11 protein-coding genes are annotated in these 16,143 nt (G+C 55.9%); 2 read left to right on the top strand and 9 right to left on the bottom strand.

Annotated elements, in window-relative coordinates; translation table 11 throughout:
• Nucleotides 1–49 precede the first annotated feature (49 nt).
• From ACQZ45_RS19800 to ACQZ45_RS19790, 3 genes are read right to left on the bottom strand one after another with little or no spacing between them, the layout of a single operon-like run.
• Nucleotides 50–703, bottom strand: a complete 654-nt coding sequence (locus tag ACQZ45_RS19800) for a PIG-L deacetylase family protein (RefSeq protein ID WP_025596041.1) — start codon at nucleotides 701–703, stop codon at nucleotides 50–52.
• Entirely contained in the window at nucleotides 700–1,512 is an 813-nt protein-coding gene (locus ACQZ45_RS19795; RefSeq protein WP_019566371.1) for a glucose-1-phosphate cytidylyltransferase, read from the bottom strand. Before ACQZ45_RS19795 ends, ACQZ45_RS19800 begins: the two co-directional genes overlap by 4 nt.
• Nucleotides 1,509–2,801 (bottom strand): class I SAM-dependent methyltransferase, encoded by a 1,293-nt coding sequence (locus tag ACQZ45_RS19790; protein ID WP_025596042.1) that lies wholly within the window; start codon nucleotides 2,799–2,801, stop codon nucleotides 1,509–1,511. The genes ACQZ45_RS19795 and ACQZ45_RS19790 overlap by 4 nt, the downstream gene beginning before the upstream one ends.
• 307 nt (nucleotides 2,802–3,108) lie before the next feature.
• On the opposite strand from ACQZ45_RS19790, the gene rfbC reads away from it, so the two are divergent.
• The gene (gene rfbC, locus ACQZ45_RS19785; RefSeq protein ID WP_025596043.1) at nucleotides 3,109–3,636 is read left to right on the top strand and encodes a dTDP-4-dehydrorhamnose 3,5-epimerase; all 528 of its coding nucleotides are present in this window, start codon (nucleotides 3,109–3,111) and stop codon (nucleotides 3,634–3,636) included.
• Between the two features lie 4 nt (nucleotides 3,637–3,640).
• Here the strand turns inward: rfbC and ACQZ45_RS19780 are convergent, their stop codons facing one another.
• The 4 genes from ACQZ45_RS19780 to ACQZ45_RS19765 form a co-directional block, all read right to left on the bottom strand.
• Nucleotides 3,641–4,984 carry a DUF4910 domain-containing protein gene (locus ACQZ45_RS19780; RefSeq protein WP_035199264.1) on the bottom strand — a complete coding sequence of 448 codons (1,344 nt, stop codon included), beginning with the start codon at nucleotides 4,982–4,984 and terminating at the stop codon, nucleotides 3,641–3,643.
• A gap of 13 nt (nucleotides 4,985–4,997) precedes the next feature.
• Nucleotides 4,998–6,068, bottom strand: a complete 1,071-nt coding sequence (locus ACQZ45_RS19775; protein WP_025596045.1) for an NAD-dependent epimerase/dehydratase family protein — start codon at nucleotides 6,066–6,068, stop codon at nucleotides 4,998–5,000.
• Nucleotides 6,069–6,185: 117 nt separating this feature from the next.
• Entirely contained in the window at nucleotides 6,186–7,589 is a 1,404-nt protein-coding gene (locus ACQZ45_RS19770) for a glutamate-1-semialdehyde 2,1-aminomutase (protein WP_025596046.1), read from the bottom strand.
• A gap of 217 nt (nucleotides 7,590–7,806) precedes the next feature.
• Nucleotides 7,807–8,535 (bottom strand): LuxR C-terminal-related transcriptional regulator, encoded by a 729-nt coding sequence (locus tag ACQZ45_RS19765; RefSeq protein WP_025596047.1) that lies wholly within the window; start codon nucleotides 8,533–8,535, stop codon nucleotides 7,807–7,809.
• A 685-nt stretch (nucleotides 8,536–9,220) separates the two neighbouring features.
• On the opposite strand from ACQZ45_RS19765, the gene ACQZ45_RS19760 reads away from it, so the two are divergent.
• Nucleotides 9,221–13,600, top strand: a complete 4,380-nt coding sequence (locus ACQZ45_RS19760) for a CheR family methyltransferase (RefSeq protein ID WP_448742503.1) — start codon at nucleotides 9,221–9,223, stop codon at nucleotides 13,598–13,600.
• Nucleotides 13,601–13,616: 16 nt separating this feature from the next.
• Here the strand turns inward: ACQZ45_RS19760 and ACQZ45_RS19755 are convergent, their stop codons facing one another.
• A complete protein-coding gene (locus tag ACQZ45_RS19755) occupies nucleotides 13,617–14,576 on the bottom strand; it encodes a glycosyltransferase family 2 protein (protein ID WP_025596049.1) in 960 nt (319 codons plus the stop codon).
• A complete protein-coding gene (locus tag ACQZ45_RS19750; protein ID WP_025596050.1) occupies nucleotides 14,573–16,084 on the bottom strand; it encodes an oligosaccharide flippase family protein in 1,512 nt (503 codons plus the stop codon). Before ACQZ45_RS19750 ends, ACQZ45_RS19755 begins: the two co-directional genes overlap by 4 nt.
• Nucleotides 16,085–16,143 lie beyond the last annotated feature (59 nt).

Raw genomic sequence — 16,143 nt, 5'->3', positions numbered from 1 at the left:
CTTCTGCAAACGTCTAGATTTAATATCGCCAACTAGCTTTGGGTCTGCTTCAGGCGAACGTCAGCTTCCTGACGGTAAAGGCTTCCGCAAAACGTGTCGGCGCCCGGCATTCCATTCCCCGCAGCCGCGCCAGGCCGCGAAAGGTATCGGCGTCGAACCAGTCCTTGGATCTCTGTGTGCCAAAGTGCTGCAAGAGAAGCTCGACCTTCATGTTCATCGCGTCTTCGCTCAACGGCACGTAGGCGTTTCGCCTGCTGAAATCGCCGTCCCATTTCGGGATTTCGTATTCCATGATCAGGTGATTTCTGAAGATGTTAGATGTGAGCCTGTTGATTTCGCGGTGATCCTGATGCGCGTCCTCGCGGCTATGCGTGAATATGACGTCGGGACTGACTTTGTCGCGCAATGTCAGCAGCCATGACTTGATCTCGCGGCTCTGCGAGGGAAAGTAGCTGTCCTGAAACGATGCCAGTTCAATTGAGTAGGATGCTGCTTTTTCAAGAAAAGCTTCGGCGGAACTGCGTGCCTCCAGGGCGCGCTCGTTACCGGCACTGAGGACGCACCAATAGACATCGAGCAACACGCCCTTTGAAAGCAGGCTGAGTACCGTGCCTCCGACGCCGATCTCAATGTCGTCGGAGTGAGCTCCGAGACAAAGGATCGACAGACGATCACCGGCGGAAGCGAGGGACATGTTTTTCATGGCAGCAGCTTCGTGTTTGACGACTTGCGTGCCATCGACGCATCGTCTCCAATCCATGGCATGTCACCACGCTCTACCATTGCCTCCAACGTCTGCCAGTCGCGCAGCGTATCCATTGACCGCCAGAAACCCTCATGTTTGTAGGCCATCAATTTATCTTCAGAAATCAACCTCGAGAACGGTTCCAACACGAGTTCCTCGCCCTCGCGCATGTAGTCGAAAATTTCTGGTCGCATCAGGAAGTAGCCGCCGTTTATCCACATGTCGGATGTTTCCGACGACCGAAATTCACGGACCCTTCCGCTCTCGTCGATTTCCGCCAGGTGGTAAGTGAGGGGCGGTCTGACAGCCAGAAAACAGGCGAGCTTGTCGCTCTTTTCGAATTGGGCAATCATGTCGTCGAGATCGACGTCGGTCAGGCCGTCGCTATAATTGGCAAGGAACATCTTCTCGCCCTTGAGATGATGACGTACGGCCCAGAGGCGCTCGCCTATATTGCGCCATATCCCCGTATCGATCAGGGATACGCGCCAGTCCCTAGGTAGCTCCTCGAGCAATTCCACGCGTCCGGGGCTCGATATGACGCAATCGGCATAGCTTTCCGGCCGGCTGTTCAGAAAGAATTCTTTTATGACGTGCGCCTTGTAGCCGAGGCAGAGGATGAAGTCCTCATGCCCAAAACGGGCGTAATATTGCATGACGTGCCGCATGATCGGTTGAGACCCGAGCGGGATCAGCGGTTTCGGGACGCTTTCGGAATATTCCCTGATGCGAGTACCCCTGCCGCCACAGAACAAGACGACCTTCATTGTACCAACTCCTTCGGATCAATGATGGAAATGTCGGGAATTGGAACGACGAATTTCCCGCCCCAGTTTCTGATGTCGTTCATTTGTGCAACGATCTCATTCTTCAGGTTCCAGGGGAGAATGAGAACGTAATCCGGCTTCATGCGCTGGATTTCGCTTACGGGCCGGATCGGAATATGCATTCCCGGCGTGAGGCGACCATGTTTGTAAGGATTGCGATCGACTGCAAAATCGATGAAATCGGTGCCGATACCGCAATAATTTAGCAGCGTGTTGCCCTTTCCCGGTGCGCCATAGGCGCAGATCGATTTGCGCATCTCCTTAAGGCGGATGAGGAAAGACAGGAGGTTTCGCTTGGTTTGGCGCACGGCTTCGGAGAAGGCCGTATAGGTCTCTATTCTGTCGAGACCGGCATTCAGCTCCCGTTCCAGGAGGCTATCCACGCGGGATTCACGCGGGAACTTGCTGTCTTCGTGCGAGAAAAAGACCCGCAGCGAACCGCCATGTGTGGGAATCTCTTCGACATCGAAAACCTTTAGCCCATGACGGTGGGCCATTTTTTCTATGGTCAGCAATGAGAAGTAGGAAAAGTGCTCGTGATAGATGGTGTCGAACTGGTTTTCTGCGATTAGCTTTTCGATATGCGGGAACTCAAGGGTGATGACGCCGTCAGGCTTGAGCAGCACTTTCATACCGGCGACGAAATCGTTGATATCAGGCACCTGGGCAAGGACATTGTTGCCGATGATGAGATCGGCTTTTTGGCCTCTGGCCGCCATATCGGTTGCTAGAGCCTCATTGAAAAATTCAGTCAGTGTCGGAATACCTTTGCCGATCGCCACCTTTGCGACGTTGACCGCCGGTTCAATTCCGAGCATCGGGATGTTGCTGGTCAGGAAATGTTGCAGCAGGTAACCGTCGTTGCTGGCAAGTTCGACAACGAAACTGGATTCGCCAAGCGCGAAGCGCTCGATGACCATGTCGCAGTACCGCTTTGCGTGAGCGACCCAACTGTCCGAGAACGAGGAGAAATACGCGTACTCCGTGAAAATATTCTCGGGCGCTACATATTCCTGAAGCTGGACGAGGAAGCATTCGTCGCAAACGAATGCGTGGAGTGGATAAAACGGCTCGACGTCGTTGGCTGCGTCAGCTGCGACGAAGCTTTCGCAGGGTGGAGACATCCCAAGATCGACGAAGGTATGCACCAATGGCGAGCTGCAAAGACGGCAAAGCCCGACGTGATGCGTCGAGCTCAGTCTTGCAGAAAAAACTGCCTCATTATTCATCTGACGCCCCCTGATTTTATCGCATTGTCTTCGAGTGAATTTCAGAAAATTCTTTTATTAACTGGAAAAAATACTATGGATCGGGGTGGGTGACGATACTGCATTCGGCTCGAAAACGTCATCCATAAGCCGTAGGGTTATATTGGAATCCGCTAAAATTCGCTTCCGGCGGCTGGTTTCCGCAACCGAAAGGGTGACTTATTTGCCAGCCCGCCTTCAAGGTATGGTGCTGCCTATGGATGTATTCCGGAGCCGCTGAAATGGCGGAGAATTCTTCTTGAATACGGGATTGCATCAGGAGCGCCGAATGCTGTTTGAGAAGACGAAAATCGAGGGGCTCTGGGTCGTCAATACGGTGCCTGTGCGGGACAGTCGCGGCTCTTTTGCCAGGACGTTCTGCAAACGCGAATTTGAGAGCAACGCGCTGGTATCGGACTTCAGTCAGCACAGCCTTTCTCTATCGAAGCTGAAACACACGGTACGAGGGCTGCATTTCCAGCGACCGCCGCATCAGGAGACAAAGCTGGTTTCCTGCGTCAAAGGATCGATCTGGGATGTCGCCGTCGATCTGCGCCGCGGCTCGCCCACCTATCTGCAATGGGTTGGCACGGTGTTGTCGGCCCACAATGGCGCGCAGTTCTACATTCCCGAGGGTTTTGCACACGGCTTCCAGTCGCTCAGCGACGACGTTGCTGTGTCCTATTTGATTTCGGTGCCCTATGCCGAGGCAAGTGCGGCAGGGATCCGGTATGACGAGCCCGCGATAGGTGTAGAATGGCCTGCGCCGCCCTCGGTCATATCGGAAAAGGACCTCGGTTGGCCCGCTTTGCAATGAAGGTCTAGCGCGTCAGGAAACCGAGGTTCGAGACAAGGCCCGCCTCGAGCAGCCTGCCAGCAGCGCTCGCAATCTCGACAAACGGCATTTTTGACCTTTCGGCGATATCCAGTAGCGAGTTGGTTCCATCGGCGAGGTTGAGTATCCATAGATAGGCCATGGTGCGGTCGTCATTCGTCTTATGGCCGCCTATCGCAGGAAAAAGCCCATATTTTCCGAGCTGTGGCTCACCCTTGGGCCGAAGGTTTAACGGCGTCCAGTTGTCTTCGAGAGCATCGATCATGTGCATGATCATCCAAAAGGATGAGTCGAGATGTTCGGACCGGATGAAGTCGAGATTGTCGGCCGAGGTGTGATATTCGGGAAAGGTTCCGAAAGCGCTTCTTTGCAGCAGTCCGACCGGCAGGTTGAAGCCCAGCGAACAGAATTGGCGCTCGTCATAGCCGTAGGGAATGAAGTCGGCGATTGCCAGATGTTTACGATCTTCTCCGCAGCGGGTGCAGGCGGCGATCCGGTCGATCAGTGCATCTCCCCTGCGGCTGCGCTTGTAGTTCGGCCCGCCCCCGTCACCAATGCACGAAACCACAAGACCATGCGCAATGTTCGATATCCCATCTTCGTTCTGCGCAAGCCATGACAGGGAGCCGATCGTTCCGGGTGCGAAGACGAACCTGTAGCTGTAATATGTGGACCTGCTTTTCAGGCCTGCAGCAAGACACGTCAGCAATGCCAGGCCGGAACAATTGTCGTTTGCGAGCGACGGGTGACAGATATGCGCGAAGAGAAGCACCTCTTCGGTGCTTTGTCCGATATGCAGATATTCGCCGTAATACAGATTGCCTGAGGTTTTTTCGGTGTCGATGACGACCTCATAATCGCCTTCATCGAGCTTGAGGAATTCGCGATGCGCCATGCAGAAGCCCCAGGCATCGGTGTAATAGGCGGTTTTGTACGGAATGAGATCGGGCTGAGCCGGCAAGGTGTAGATATGCGATTGCAGTTCGGCCAGCGGCATCACGCGGCGTTGAGGGATGCTGTAGTTCATCAGATGCAGGTTGCAGATCTGGAAGTCGATCACCTTGCGTCCCGCCGCGTTTTTGACATAGGCGTCGCGAACGACCCATTCCTGCGGCACCGTCCAGTCGAAAACCCGTGTTCCGCTCGGCACGGCGCGTTCCTCGATATCGATGTAGTCCTTGAGGATAGCGATGGTGTCGCGCACGCCTTTGCCGGTGATGCTGCGACAGATCGGAAACAGGCGGGTCGCCAGATCATGGATCGTCTGGCCGATATCATCCTCTCGCCACGCCACGCCGGTCAGCCTGGCACCAAGCTCCATCTTGCCCATCCGCGCCTCCCGTTCAAACCGATGCGGCAATATCGGCGCCGTGGCGCGGCGCAACGACGGGGCGGCGCAGGTTGATGTCGATATCCTTGTCGCCGATCAGCTTCTGGAGCTGGCCGATCCGCTGATAGTACGGTCCCTCGAATTCAGCCATAGTCAGGCCGGCGCTCTTATAGGCGTGGTAAAGTTGCTCGGCACCTGCGGCGGCCGTCCATGTCGGCTTGAAGGCCGGAAGCGCACGGGCGATCTTGCCGAAATCGACGCGGTAGGAGCGGGTATCGGGGCTGGCGTCGCTGGCATATTGCAGCCGGCATCCGGGCACCGTCAGGGCGACGATTTCGGCGATCTCCCGGATCTGGTAGTTGTGTGCATCCTGTCCGACGTTGAACGCCTGATTGTGCACGACATCGGTCGGCGCTTCGAGCGCGGCCAGAAAGGCGCGCGAAATATCCTCGATGTGAACGATTGGACGCCATGGCGATCCGTCGGATTTCAGCAGGATCAGTCCCTCCGTCACCGCCCAGGCGGTCAGGTTGTTGAGGACGATATCGAAACGCAGCATGGGCGAAAGGCCATAGGCCGTCGCCGGGCGCATATAGACCGGTGTGAAGCCGGGGCTCGCAAGGCTTGCAATGTCACGTTCCGCCAATACCTTTGATGTGCCATAGGCCGATACCGGTTTCAGCTCTGCTGTCTCGTTGACCAGTCCATCGCCAGCTGCGCCATAATTGCTGCACGAGGAGGCGAAGAGGAAACGCTTGACCCCGGCCTGCTTTGCGGCTCGCGCTGCCCGAACGCTGCCGCGGTAATTGATCTCATAGGTAATTTCCGGATTGAGATTGCTCAGCGGATCGTTGGACAGCGCTGCAAGATGAATGACAGCGTCGAAACCTTCCATATCCGAAGGCTGGATATCGCGGATGTCCTTGCATACGCCGGGGACCTGCGGCAAAGGTCCGCCTGGAACATAAGCGCAGCGATGGTAGAATTCAGTGTCATAGCCGTGTACTTCGTGACCCGCCTTGCGCAGGATGGGTACCATGACGGAGCCGATATATCCGCGATGCCCGGTGACCAGAACGTGCATGAAATTCCCCCTCAAAATCTATTTTCGATTGCAACGAGCGTATCTTTTCAGGCGAGATCGATGCACCGCGCAAAGCGGCTGTATCGATAATGCGAACGGTCTAGTTGCCCCGGCCGGTTAAGGCTTTCGGATGCTTTCCGATAATTCGGGCATGTCGGCCATGACCAACCCATGGCTGGCGTGATGCTGCGCGTTGCCGTTGAAACGCCGGAAGACAACCTCGGATGGGCGTCCCGTCAGGAATTTGTCGACTCCGTATTCCAGCGCTTTACGGTAGACGACGAGCGCTCCATCGATGGCGTCAAGCGTTTTGGCTATATCCTCGTCCTCATGCGTGTAGCTTACAACGAGAGAAGGTGCGAGAAGGCCGCGACGGATGGTTTCCTGCAGAAACAGCGAGCGAAAAGCCTGAGACGGCTTTCCGGTCTGGTCCAGCGTGAAGTAGCTGAGGCAGGCGGAGTGGCCCTGAATGCCGAAGTAGGAATCCAGTCCGTGCGCAATTGCGATCTGGCTGATGGCGGCGCGCAGCGAATTTCCCTGTCGGACCAGATTTGGGACCACGGGTTCCTGCGTGTAAACTTTCATGGTCGCGATGGCCGCCGCCATCGCATGCGTTTCCGCGCCATGCGTCGTCGAAAGCAGGAAGACACGCGGGGCATCGGTTTGATCGATACCGCCTCGTTCCATGAATTCACGCTTGCCGGCCAGTGCGGAAATCGAAAAGCCGTTGCCCAGCGCCTTGCCGAAACAGGACAGGTCGGGGACGATATCGTATGTCTTCTGCGCACCGCCCGCATCCCAGCGGAAGCCGGTGATCATTTCGTCGAGAATGAAAAGCGCGCCGTTTTCGTGGCAAAGATCCTGCAGTTTGTGAAGAAACTGGTCCCGAGGCGGATCACCGCGCGACGGCTCCAGAATAAAGGCGGCGATACGACCTGGAAAGCGGTCAAACAGACTGCGCGCACTCGCCAGATCATTGTAGCTGAAGCCAAGGACCAGATCCTGGATCGCCTGAGGAATGCCCGCATTCATCTCCGTTGTTCCGATGAACCAGTCGTCGGTGGAGAAAAAGGGGTGGTCGCTGCAGCGCGCGATCAGGTCACGGCCGGTAACAGCCCGTGCAAGTCGTATCGCGGCGGATGTCGCGTCGGAGCCGTTCTTGCAGAATTTGACCATTTCGGCCGTCTGGATCGTATCGAGAAAGGTCGAGGCGCAATCCACCTCGATCTTTGAGGGGCGCGTGAAGTTGCAGCCGCGGTAAAGTTCCGCACGCGCGGCCTCTACGACGTCAGCATACGCATGGCCAAGGCCGACAGCCCGATTGCCCATGCCGTACTCGATATATTCATTTCCATCGACATCCCAGACATGACAGCCATATCCCCTTTCAATAAAGCCGGGAGACAGGACAGGGTACTGGTCGTCACCCTTTGCATAGGTATGTGCACCGCCCGGTATGATGTTGCGGGAGCGCTGGCGCAGTCGATCCGAGTTTTCGAAATTTTCGACGAAAGTTTGCATGGCGAAATCCCGGGTCCATATGTCCAATGACCAGAGATTACCGTATCCGGCTCGGTGGCCGTTACCCCGTCTTTATGTTGGGAATGCTAGCCGAAAGGCTTAGAGGAGATGTACAGCCTTCCCGTCATAATCGCTCCGATGCGTCCGCATCATGCGGGGCCCGACACCCGCAGGCAATTATGGTTCTGCAATAGGTCTACTGCACGACACTCGATTTTTAGTTTTTGAAGAGATCGGATATTTTGAAGATCACTTCCGTTCTGTTCTTGGCGTCAACTTTCTTCATGATATTGCGAATATGTACCTTTACGGTGCTTTCACGAAGGTTGAGCTCATAGGCGATGATCTTGTTTGGCTTACCTTGCGTCAAAGCGTTGATGACGTCGACCTCACGTTGGGTGAACATCGCGGTGCGCTGTCGTTCCTTGTCTTCCGCAACCACGAGCAACTGCCTGAGATCGCTCAGATTTTCAGCTGATACGAAAGCGCCGCCCGCCAATGCAAGTGAGATGGCACCCACACACACCGCCAGTCCTATCGACGAAGAGATATATCCCCGAACGCCCGCGTCAAATGCCCTCATGACTTGGCGCAGATCGCGGTTCTCAGCGAGAATGACGACCGGCAGATAAGGGAAATCGGCAATGAATTCCCGCAACTCATGAAGGGATACGTCATCGCCAAAATCGCTGCGACCGACGTTGACCAGGATGCCGCTATGCTGGCCGTTTGGAGCGTGTCTCCAGTCATCGAGTGATGAAAACAACTCAACTTCCATATCAAGGCCGTATGCGATCAGGCTCTGAGCCAGACACTCACGGTCGAGCGCGCGGTCGTCGATGATAGCCAGCTTTCTGACCGAAGTTTCCATAGGTTTCGAATGCGCAACCACATGGAAATTTGATGAGAACTGGCTATGTCCATTGTTGGGAACTGATGTCAGCATGTTATGTCCTATCCGCGCTAAAGAGTGCTTTGCGGATCTGTCTGGCTTGGCAGAGACGCAACCGAAGAGTTTCTTTCTAAGATTCGGCACAACGGACGTTTGAAGTAATTCAACCCGGAACGCCGTCATCAATCAGAACTTCGGAAGCTACTCTGTTGCGGTCTGGATTTTTCGGAATTTAAAAAATCGGCCAGAAAGCAATAGACGTGGCACTACCCGAATTTCGACTCCGGCATCCTACAATGGAGTATCGCAACTGGAAAAGGTTCGGAAATTACTCACTTTTGATTGAGATTTCGACGTGGCGTTCAATCTGGCATGATGTGGGTAGACAACCAGACACGCCAGAACGGTTGAAATATAATTCTTTCAGGGCATCATCATGTTTTGCGCGACACCACTAACTATAATGGATGAATTATAATCGCGGCCGGATTGATTTATCATCCTCCATTCGTGCGTTTGTTCGCGATGTCAGCAACTTATACGTGTTAATCGCATTTTGAAATTGCACCTCACGACAATCGGACGCGCTGCGCCCCGCATGTGACGGGGCATGGTGACTATGTATCCCTGATCTCAAGGCCTTGATGGCTGCTTTCAAGACTTGTTGACCCACAACGCCTGACGCTTCGCAAGGGTCGATCTCTATTTGGAATGCGCGTCAATTTTAACGAGAGTGAATATGGCGGAACGCGGCGAGGATAGTAACAAGGTTCCTTCTACTTTCGAGGTAGATACCGGTTCGATGTCCGGATCACAGGAAGGACGTCCTGTTAGGATGTTCCCGATTGTCGGCGTCGGTGCTTCATCGGGTGGACTGAATGCGTTCAGAGCCCTGCTCAAAGCGTTGCCTGAAAAAACCGGCTGTGCGTTTCTTCTCGTTCAGCATCTTGACCGGTCGCATGAAAGCATGCTCGCAGAACTTCTGGCGAGCGAAACGACTATGGTTGTAACGGAGGCTGTCAACCTTGCCTTGATAGAGCCCGAGCACGTCTATGTCATTCCACCAAAATTCCTGATGTCGGTTGACGGAGGAAGGATATATCTGTCGCCCAGGCGGGAACTGCATGAGGCACCTCTGCCGTTTGATTTTCTCCTGGGTTCTATGGCCAAGGAATTCGGGCCGTGGGCGATAGCAGCTGTCCTGTCTGGCACGGGGTCAGATGGCTCATCCGGCGTCCAGCAGATCAGGGATTTCAAGGGACTTGTTCTGGTCCAGGAGCCTCAAGAGGCACAATTTGGCGGCATGCCCGAAAGTGTTATTTCGCTGGGCATTGGCGCTACGGTTTTACCGGTCGAAGAGATGCCTGCGGCCATCGCCAAACATATTGCGCTGCTGTCGCGGCTTCGAGCGGATCACTCGATGGAGCGCCGAATGCCCCAACTGGACCGGATCATCGAGATATTGAAGGTTTCCACAGCGAATGATTTTTCGGCTTATAAACATGGAACGATGCAGCGCCGGGTCGAAAAACGCATGGCGGTTCTCGGTATCGAGATTGAGAAGATAGACCGGTATCTTGAGATTCTCGAAAGCAGCGAAGACGAGCGGCAAAATCTCGTCAGAGATCTCCTGATCAACGTCACCAGCTTCTTCCGCGACGGGAAGGTGTTCGACTTTCTACGCGATACCATTATTCCGGATATTCTCCACGCAAACGCGGCTCACGGAGCAGTGCGGGTCTGGGTCGCTGGATGCAGCACGGGGGAAGAAGCATATTCTCTGGCTATTTTCTTCCTTGAGCTCATTCAGTCCATGGGCCTTCGTCTCCAGTTTCAGATGTTTGCCTCGGACGCCGATGGCGAGGCGGTCGCAATTGCCAGAGACGGACATTATTCACATGAGGCGACCAAATCGCTGCCGCCCGACTTGCTGGAAAAATATTTCGTGAGGGATGACAACGGATACACCGTGACGGCGCAACTGCGTGGGGCGGTGGTATTCACCGTGCAGAATGTCCTCAGCGACCCACCATTCTCACGGATCGATCTGATTTCATGCCGCAACTTGTTGATTTACCTCGAGGCGGACGCCCAAGCGAAGGTCTTGTCGCTTTTCAGGTTCGCCCTGCGGGAGAACGGTATTTTACTGGTCGGAAAATCCGAAACCGTTGGCGGAATGGATGACCGTTTCAAGCTGATTTCGGAATCCGAAAGGGTATATCGGCGTATCGGGCCGCCGGTTTTCGGTGATCTTAATTTCGGTGCGGTTGCGGGCGGAAATGTCAGAATTCCCTCTTCGCAAGGAAAGGCGAATTCAGCGTCGAGGCACAGTGCGCTTGCCGAGGCGGTTTCCCAGGTTCTGCTGGGTAGCTACGTGCCCGCCGCAATCCTCGTCAATCGGAAGTATGAGTATCTCTACTCCATCGGCCCGACAGCAAGGTTCCTGCGGATCGCTTCAGGCCCGGCATCGCATGACCTGTTCGCCATCACACCGACGGCGCTCCATAATAAGATCAGGTCTGCGATCCAGCATGCGAGCCGGGATCAAAAGCCGTTCGTAGCCAAGAATGCAAAACTCGACAGCAACGGCGCACACATCGAGTTCAACATTCATGTCGACCCGCTCTTCAGTCAGGGTGAAGAGCTGTTCCTCATATGTTTTGTGGAGGATGTTGCGCAGGCCAACGGTGTCGTCCGATCGCAGAAATCATCGACGACAGATGCGTCGCCCATTACCGAGCTTGAATTCGAACTGGAGGAGACACGGGCGGAATTGCAGGGCGCCATACGCAATCTGGAAATTGCCAGCGAAGAACAGAAGCAGATCACCGCCGAAGCACTGTCTCTGAATGAGGAGTATCAGTCGACGAATGAGGAACTCTTTACTTCGAAAGAGGAACTGCAATCCCTCAATGAAGAGCTGACAGCCCTCAACAATCAATTGCAAGAAGCACTGGAGCGTCAGCGGGCAGTTTCCAACGATCTGCAAAATGTCCTGTACAGCACCGATGTCCCGACGCTCTTTCTGGATGCCAGTCTTCGTATACGGTTTTTCACACCAGCCACCCGGTCAGTATTCAAGATTATATCGTCCGATGTCGGCCGTCCCCTCTCGGACCTTAGCGGCTTTGACGGCGACATTACGCTTCAAGTCGATGCAACGGCGACGCTGCTCCGAGGCAACACAATCGACCGAGAGATAGGAGGACCCGATGGTCGCTGGTATGTCCGCCGCGTCAAACCCTATCGCGGCGCGAGCGAGGCAATCGACGGAGTGGTCATCACCTTCATCGATGTAAGTGCCCAGAAACAGGTTGCCGAAAGCAGGGAAGCTGCCAAGAAATCCGCCGAGCGGGCGACCGAGGCCAAGTCGCAATTCCTGTCTGCGGCAAGCCACGATCTGCGTCAGCCGCTGCAAACCTTGAAGCTGTTGCACGGGCTTTTGGAAAGGAACGTGGATGAAGGGCAAGCACGCACTTTCGTCCAGAGGATGGGGGAGACGCTGTCCTCGATGCTGGGTATACTCAACTCTGTTCTTGACATCAACCAGATCGAAGCGGGGATGGTGGAACCGCAGATCGTGAGCTTTGCGATTGGCGATCTTCTGGGAAGGCTCTTCAAGGAATTTTATTATCCCGCTCGGGCGGCGGGGCTGCAACTCCGTGTCGTACCGTCCAGCCTTGCCGTTCGCACCGATCCCCGCCTGTTCGAGCAGATCGTTCGCAACCTTCTATCCAATGCACTGAAATACACGCCGAGCGGCAAAATCCTAGTCGGCTGTCGCCGGGTCGATGCAAAGGTTCGGTTCGAAGTGTGGGACACCGGTATAGGCATTCCCGAAAACCATATCGAGGAAGTCTTCCAGGAATACCATCAACTCGACGCATCTGCTGGCGCGGAAGACCGGGGTTTGGGGCTGGGATTGTCAATCGTCAAGCGGCTGAGCGAACTTCTGGGACTGAAGATAGCGGTGCGGTCGCGATTGCATGAAGGTTCCGCATTCATGATCGAGATCGATCGGGCGCCGGCAGGGGAGCCGCTTGCGCCATTGCGTGCGCCAGCCGATGACAATTCGCGTCAAGCGATCGCCCTGTCGTCCGCGTCGATTTTGATCATCGAAGACGAAAACGGAATGCGCGATCTGCTCAAGATCGGTCTGGAGCAAACTGGATACGTGGTCGCTGCGACCTCAACTGCTGCCGAAGCGATCGCGATTGTTAGAGGGCTGAAGTTCATGCCCGACGTTGTTCTCGCAGACTACAATCTTCCTACAGGCGGGAATGGCATAGCTGCGATTGAAGATATTCGACAAGCACTCCGCCAAAATGTTCCGGCACTCATTCTCACTGGCGATATTTCAAGCAAGGCCCTGAGGGATTTTGCTCAGCACGAAATTCCTTATCTGCACAAGCCGGCGAAACTCAAGGACGTCATGCAGATGGTGGAGACACTGGTCGTTCGCCAAAACGGTGAGAGAGCAGGTCACATAAGCGAACCTGAATATATGGAGCCGATGACGGGCAGGCTCATCGAAGTCATCGACGACCAGCAGGACATAAGGGACAATTTGCGCGCTCTGTTCGAAGGAGAAGGCTGGGCGGTCGCAACCTATGTTTCGGCAGAAGAGTATCTTGCAAACTACAAGCCCGACAGATCAGGTTGTCTGCTTGTCGATGCGTATCTCCCCGGCATGGTCGGCATGGAGTTGTTACGTTTGCTGAAAGAAAGACATCATCGGTTTCCGGTGATTGTGATCACGGGTCGCAGCGATGTCCGTATGGCAATCAATTCGATGCGATATGGAGCGGCCGATTTCATCGAGAAGCCTTTTTCTTACCAAGAAATATATCGGAGCGTGCAGTCGGCCCTCGAGCGATCGCGTGATGCGAACGAGCGCGAAGAGCGGCGTGAAACAGCTCGAGCCACGCTGGCGACGCTTACTCGCAAGCAACGTCAGATCCTTGATAGAATTGTTCAGGGGCAGGCCAACAAGATCATTGCAGCCGATTTGAAGCTTAGTCAGCGCACTGTCGAGAATCATCGCGCCTCAATCATGCGCCGAACGAAATCCACTTCGTTGCCGGCGCTCTTGCGGCTTGTCCTGAACGCTGAAGAATAGGCCTACCATCGGACCGCTATCTTCGGGCCATCGCGGCGCGAATGCGGTGCAATGCATCGGGCCGGCGCAGAAGATAGCTTAGCGGCGGCAGAAACGCGGAAGCGGGTCTGAGCCGGAAAGCCTGTGCGAGAAGCGCACCCGCGCCGGGCCGACGCCGGGTAAAATTGGAAATCGCGCACCAATAGGCGCGGTCGCTCAGGCTGGCGCGACCGCGTCGCAGCAGGGTTTGTGCATCGGCAAGCAAAGCGCCTTCATTGCCGAAGAAGCTCTCAAGCGCTGCTTCGATTTCGGTATTCCACGCCAGCACATTATCAAGGATGGCCGACTGGTTGGCACCGTGGATGCGGGTGAAATTCTGCACGGCGTCAAGTTCGACGATGTCGCCCAGAACCGCAAGCCGCATCCACATCTCGACATCGTCGGTGTGGCGCAGTGCGGGCCGGTAGTGACCGGCATGTTGCTGGATGTGCGTTCTGGTGACGGCGAGGGGGCCCGGCACCGGGCTGCGTCCCGTCGCGCAAATGCCGACGATGAAGTCCACCCCGGCATGAAGGCGCATGCCATCGGCATCGTCGCCAAGGCCGGATGCGATTTCGGCGTCGTCACGGAAGAAGGCGGTGCGGCCGAAGGCCATGTGCGCGCCGGGGTGATCGTCGAGCGCCTTAATTGCGCGCGCCAGGGCACCGGGAGACAGGACATCGTCGGCGCAGATGATGGCGAAATAATCCGCTCGCGCCCAATCGATGCCTGCGTTGAACGATGCGTGCCCGCCGAGGTTTTTTGGGCGCAGGCTCGTTTCAATGCGCGGATCGGATGCCGCGAGCGACCGGGAGATCGCAACGCTGTCGTCCGTGGAGGCATTGTCGATGATGAGGATACGCATGTCCGGGATATTCTGGGCAAGGACGCTTCGCACGCAGCCCTCGAGAAAACGACCGTAATTGTAGTTGGGAATGGCGATATCGATGGTGCTCATGGCTCGACCGTTGCGGAAACGGCAGCGTCGGGAATGGACGCTGGTGCCGGAGGTTTGCCGATCCGGCGCAGACCGCCCACGACAGCATCGAGCGTCGATCTGAGTTCGCCAAGCAGCGGGTGGCGCAGAATAATCAGGCAGGCGGCCCAGCCTGTTGCCGACAGAAGGACGGCACCACCGGCCTGGGCGAGGGAGTAATCGAAATGGAAACCCATAGAGGCGGCGATGGCGAGCGGCCCCGCGATGGCGGCAAGGGTCACGGCGGCACTCGGCCCGATGGCGGCGAACAGTTCGGGTATTTTGAAGTGGGCGTGGCGTCTGACCAGATAGAAGGCGATGAGCATCTGGAAGGGCAATGTGACGAACTGGCTGAGCGCCACGACGGTCAGGCCGAAGAAGCTCGCGGAGCAGAGCACAATTGCCGAGACGCTGCGGCAGACGAAATTGCCGAGGAACGCTTCGCGGTTGGCGTTGAGAGCGATCAGCAGCGGCGTTGTCAGCACCATCGGAAACCAGAAGATCGACGCAAGTGCGAGAATCCGGGTGATCGGCACGGCGGCAAGCCACTGGTCTCCGAGCGCAAGTCGCACGATGGGATCGGCGAGAATGGCGACCATGATCAGCGACGGCCAATAAAGCACGGTGATGTAACTGAGGGCACGCAAGTAGGACCTGCGCACGTCTCCCCCCTCGCGAACTTCGGCGGCGAGTGCGGGGAAGGCGAAGGAAAAGATTGCCGAGAGAAAAATGCGGTCGGGAATGGAGCAGACGGTATTGGCGCGATTATAGATCGCGACCGCAGTCGGCGTCATGGCAAAGCCGAGCACCAGTTGCGGCAGGGACTCGTATAATTTGTCGACGATGGTGGCAGCACCCCTGTAGCGGCCGAATTCGGCCATGCGGCGCCAAGACTTTAGAGAAAGGCGTGCGGTACGCTGGGCCGGATCGGCATAGGCGGCAAGGGCGCTTGCAACGCTGTTGCCGACGAGCAGGCCGAGCGCGAAACTGACAAAGCCCCATCCATTGCTGGCAGCGAAGATCGTCACGCCAGCCATAACGATGAGGCCGGTGGTTCGGACGCGTGCGATGGTGCCGAAGGCAAGCTGGCGACGCAGCATGGAAAACGCCGGCATGCCCAGGCTCTCGGCGATGACGGCGAAAATTGCGAGGACAAGATAGTGCTGGAGACCGGGCTGGTGGTAGAAAAGCGCCAGATACGGTCCGCACAGATAGAGAATGATCCCGAGAATGCCGCTGGCCAGCAGCAGCAGTGTGAGCGACGTGTTGATGTCATCGCGCTCAACGACATCGAGCTGAATGAGGAAATCGGAAGAGACGAATTCGCGGAAGGCGAAGATCACCGATGTCACCCCGTAGCCGATCACGGCAAAGCCAACGTCCGCAGGCGAAAGCAGCCGCGACATTATCGCGATCAGAGCCAGATTGATCGCGATTCCGAGGTGTTGTTCCAGCATGGCCATGAAAAAGGCGCGGCGGACTTTGTGCATCGAAGGGCTCCGACAGCATCGCCGACAATCGACGGTAGCATCAAATCTAGAGGAGGGGC

The organism is Agrobacterium sp. 16-2014-1-2a (assembly GCF_053522705.1).
This window is presented reverse-complemented; position numbering and strand designations above follow the sequence as displayed.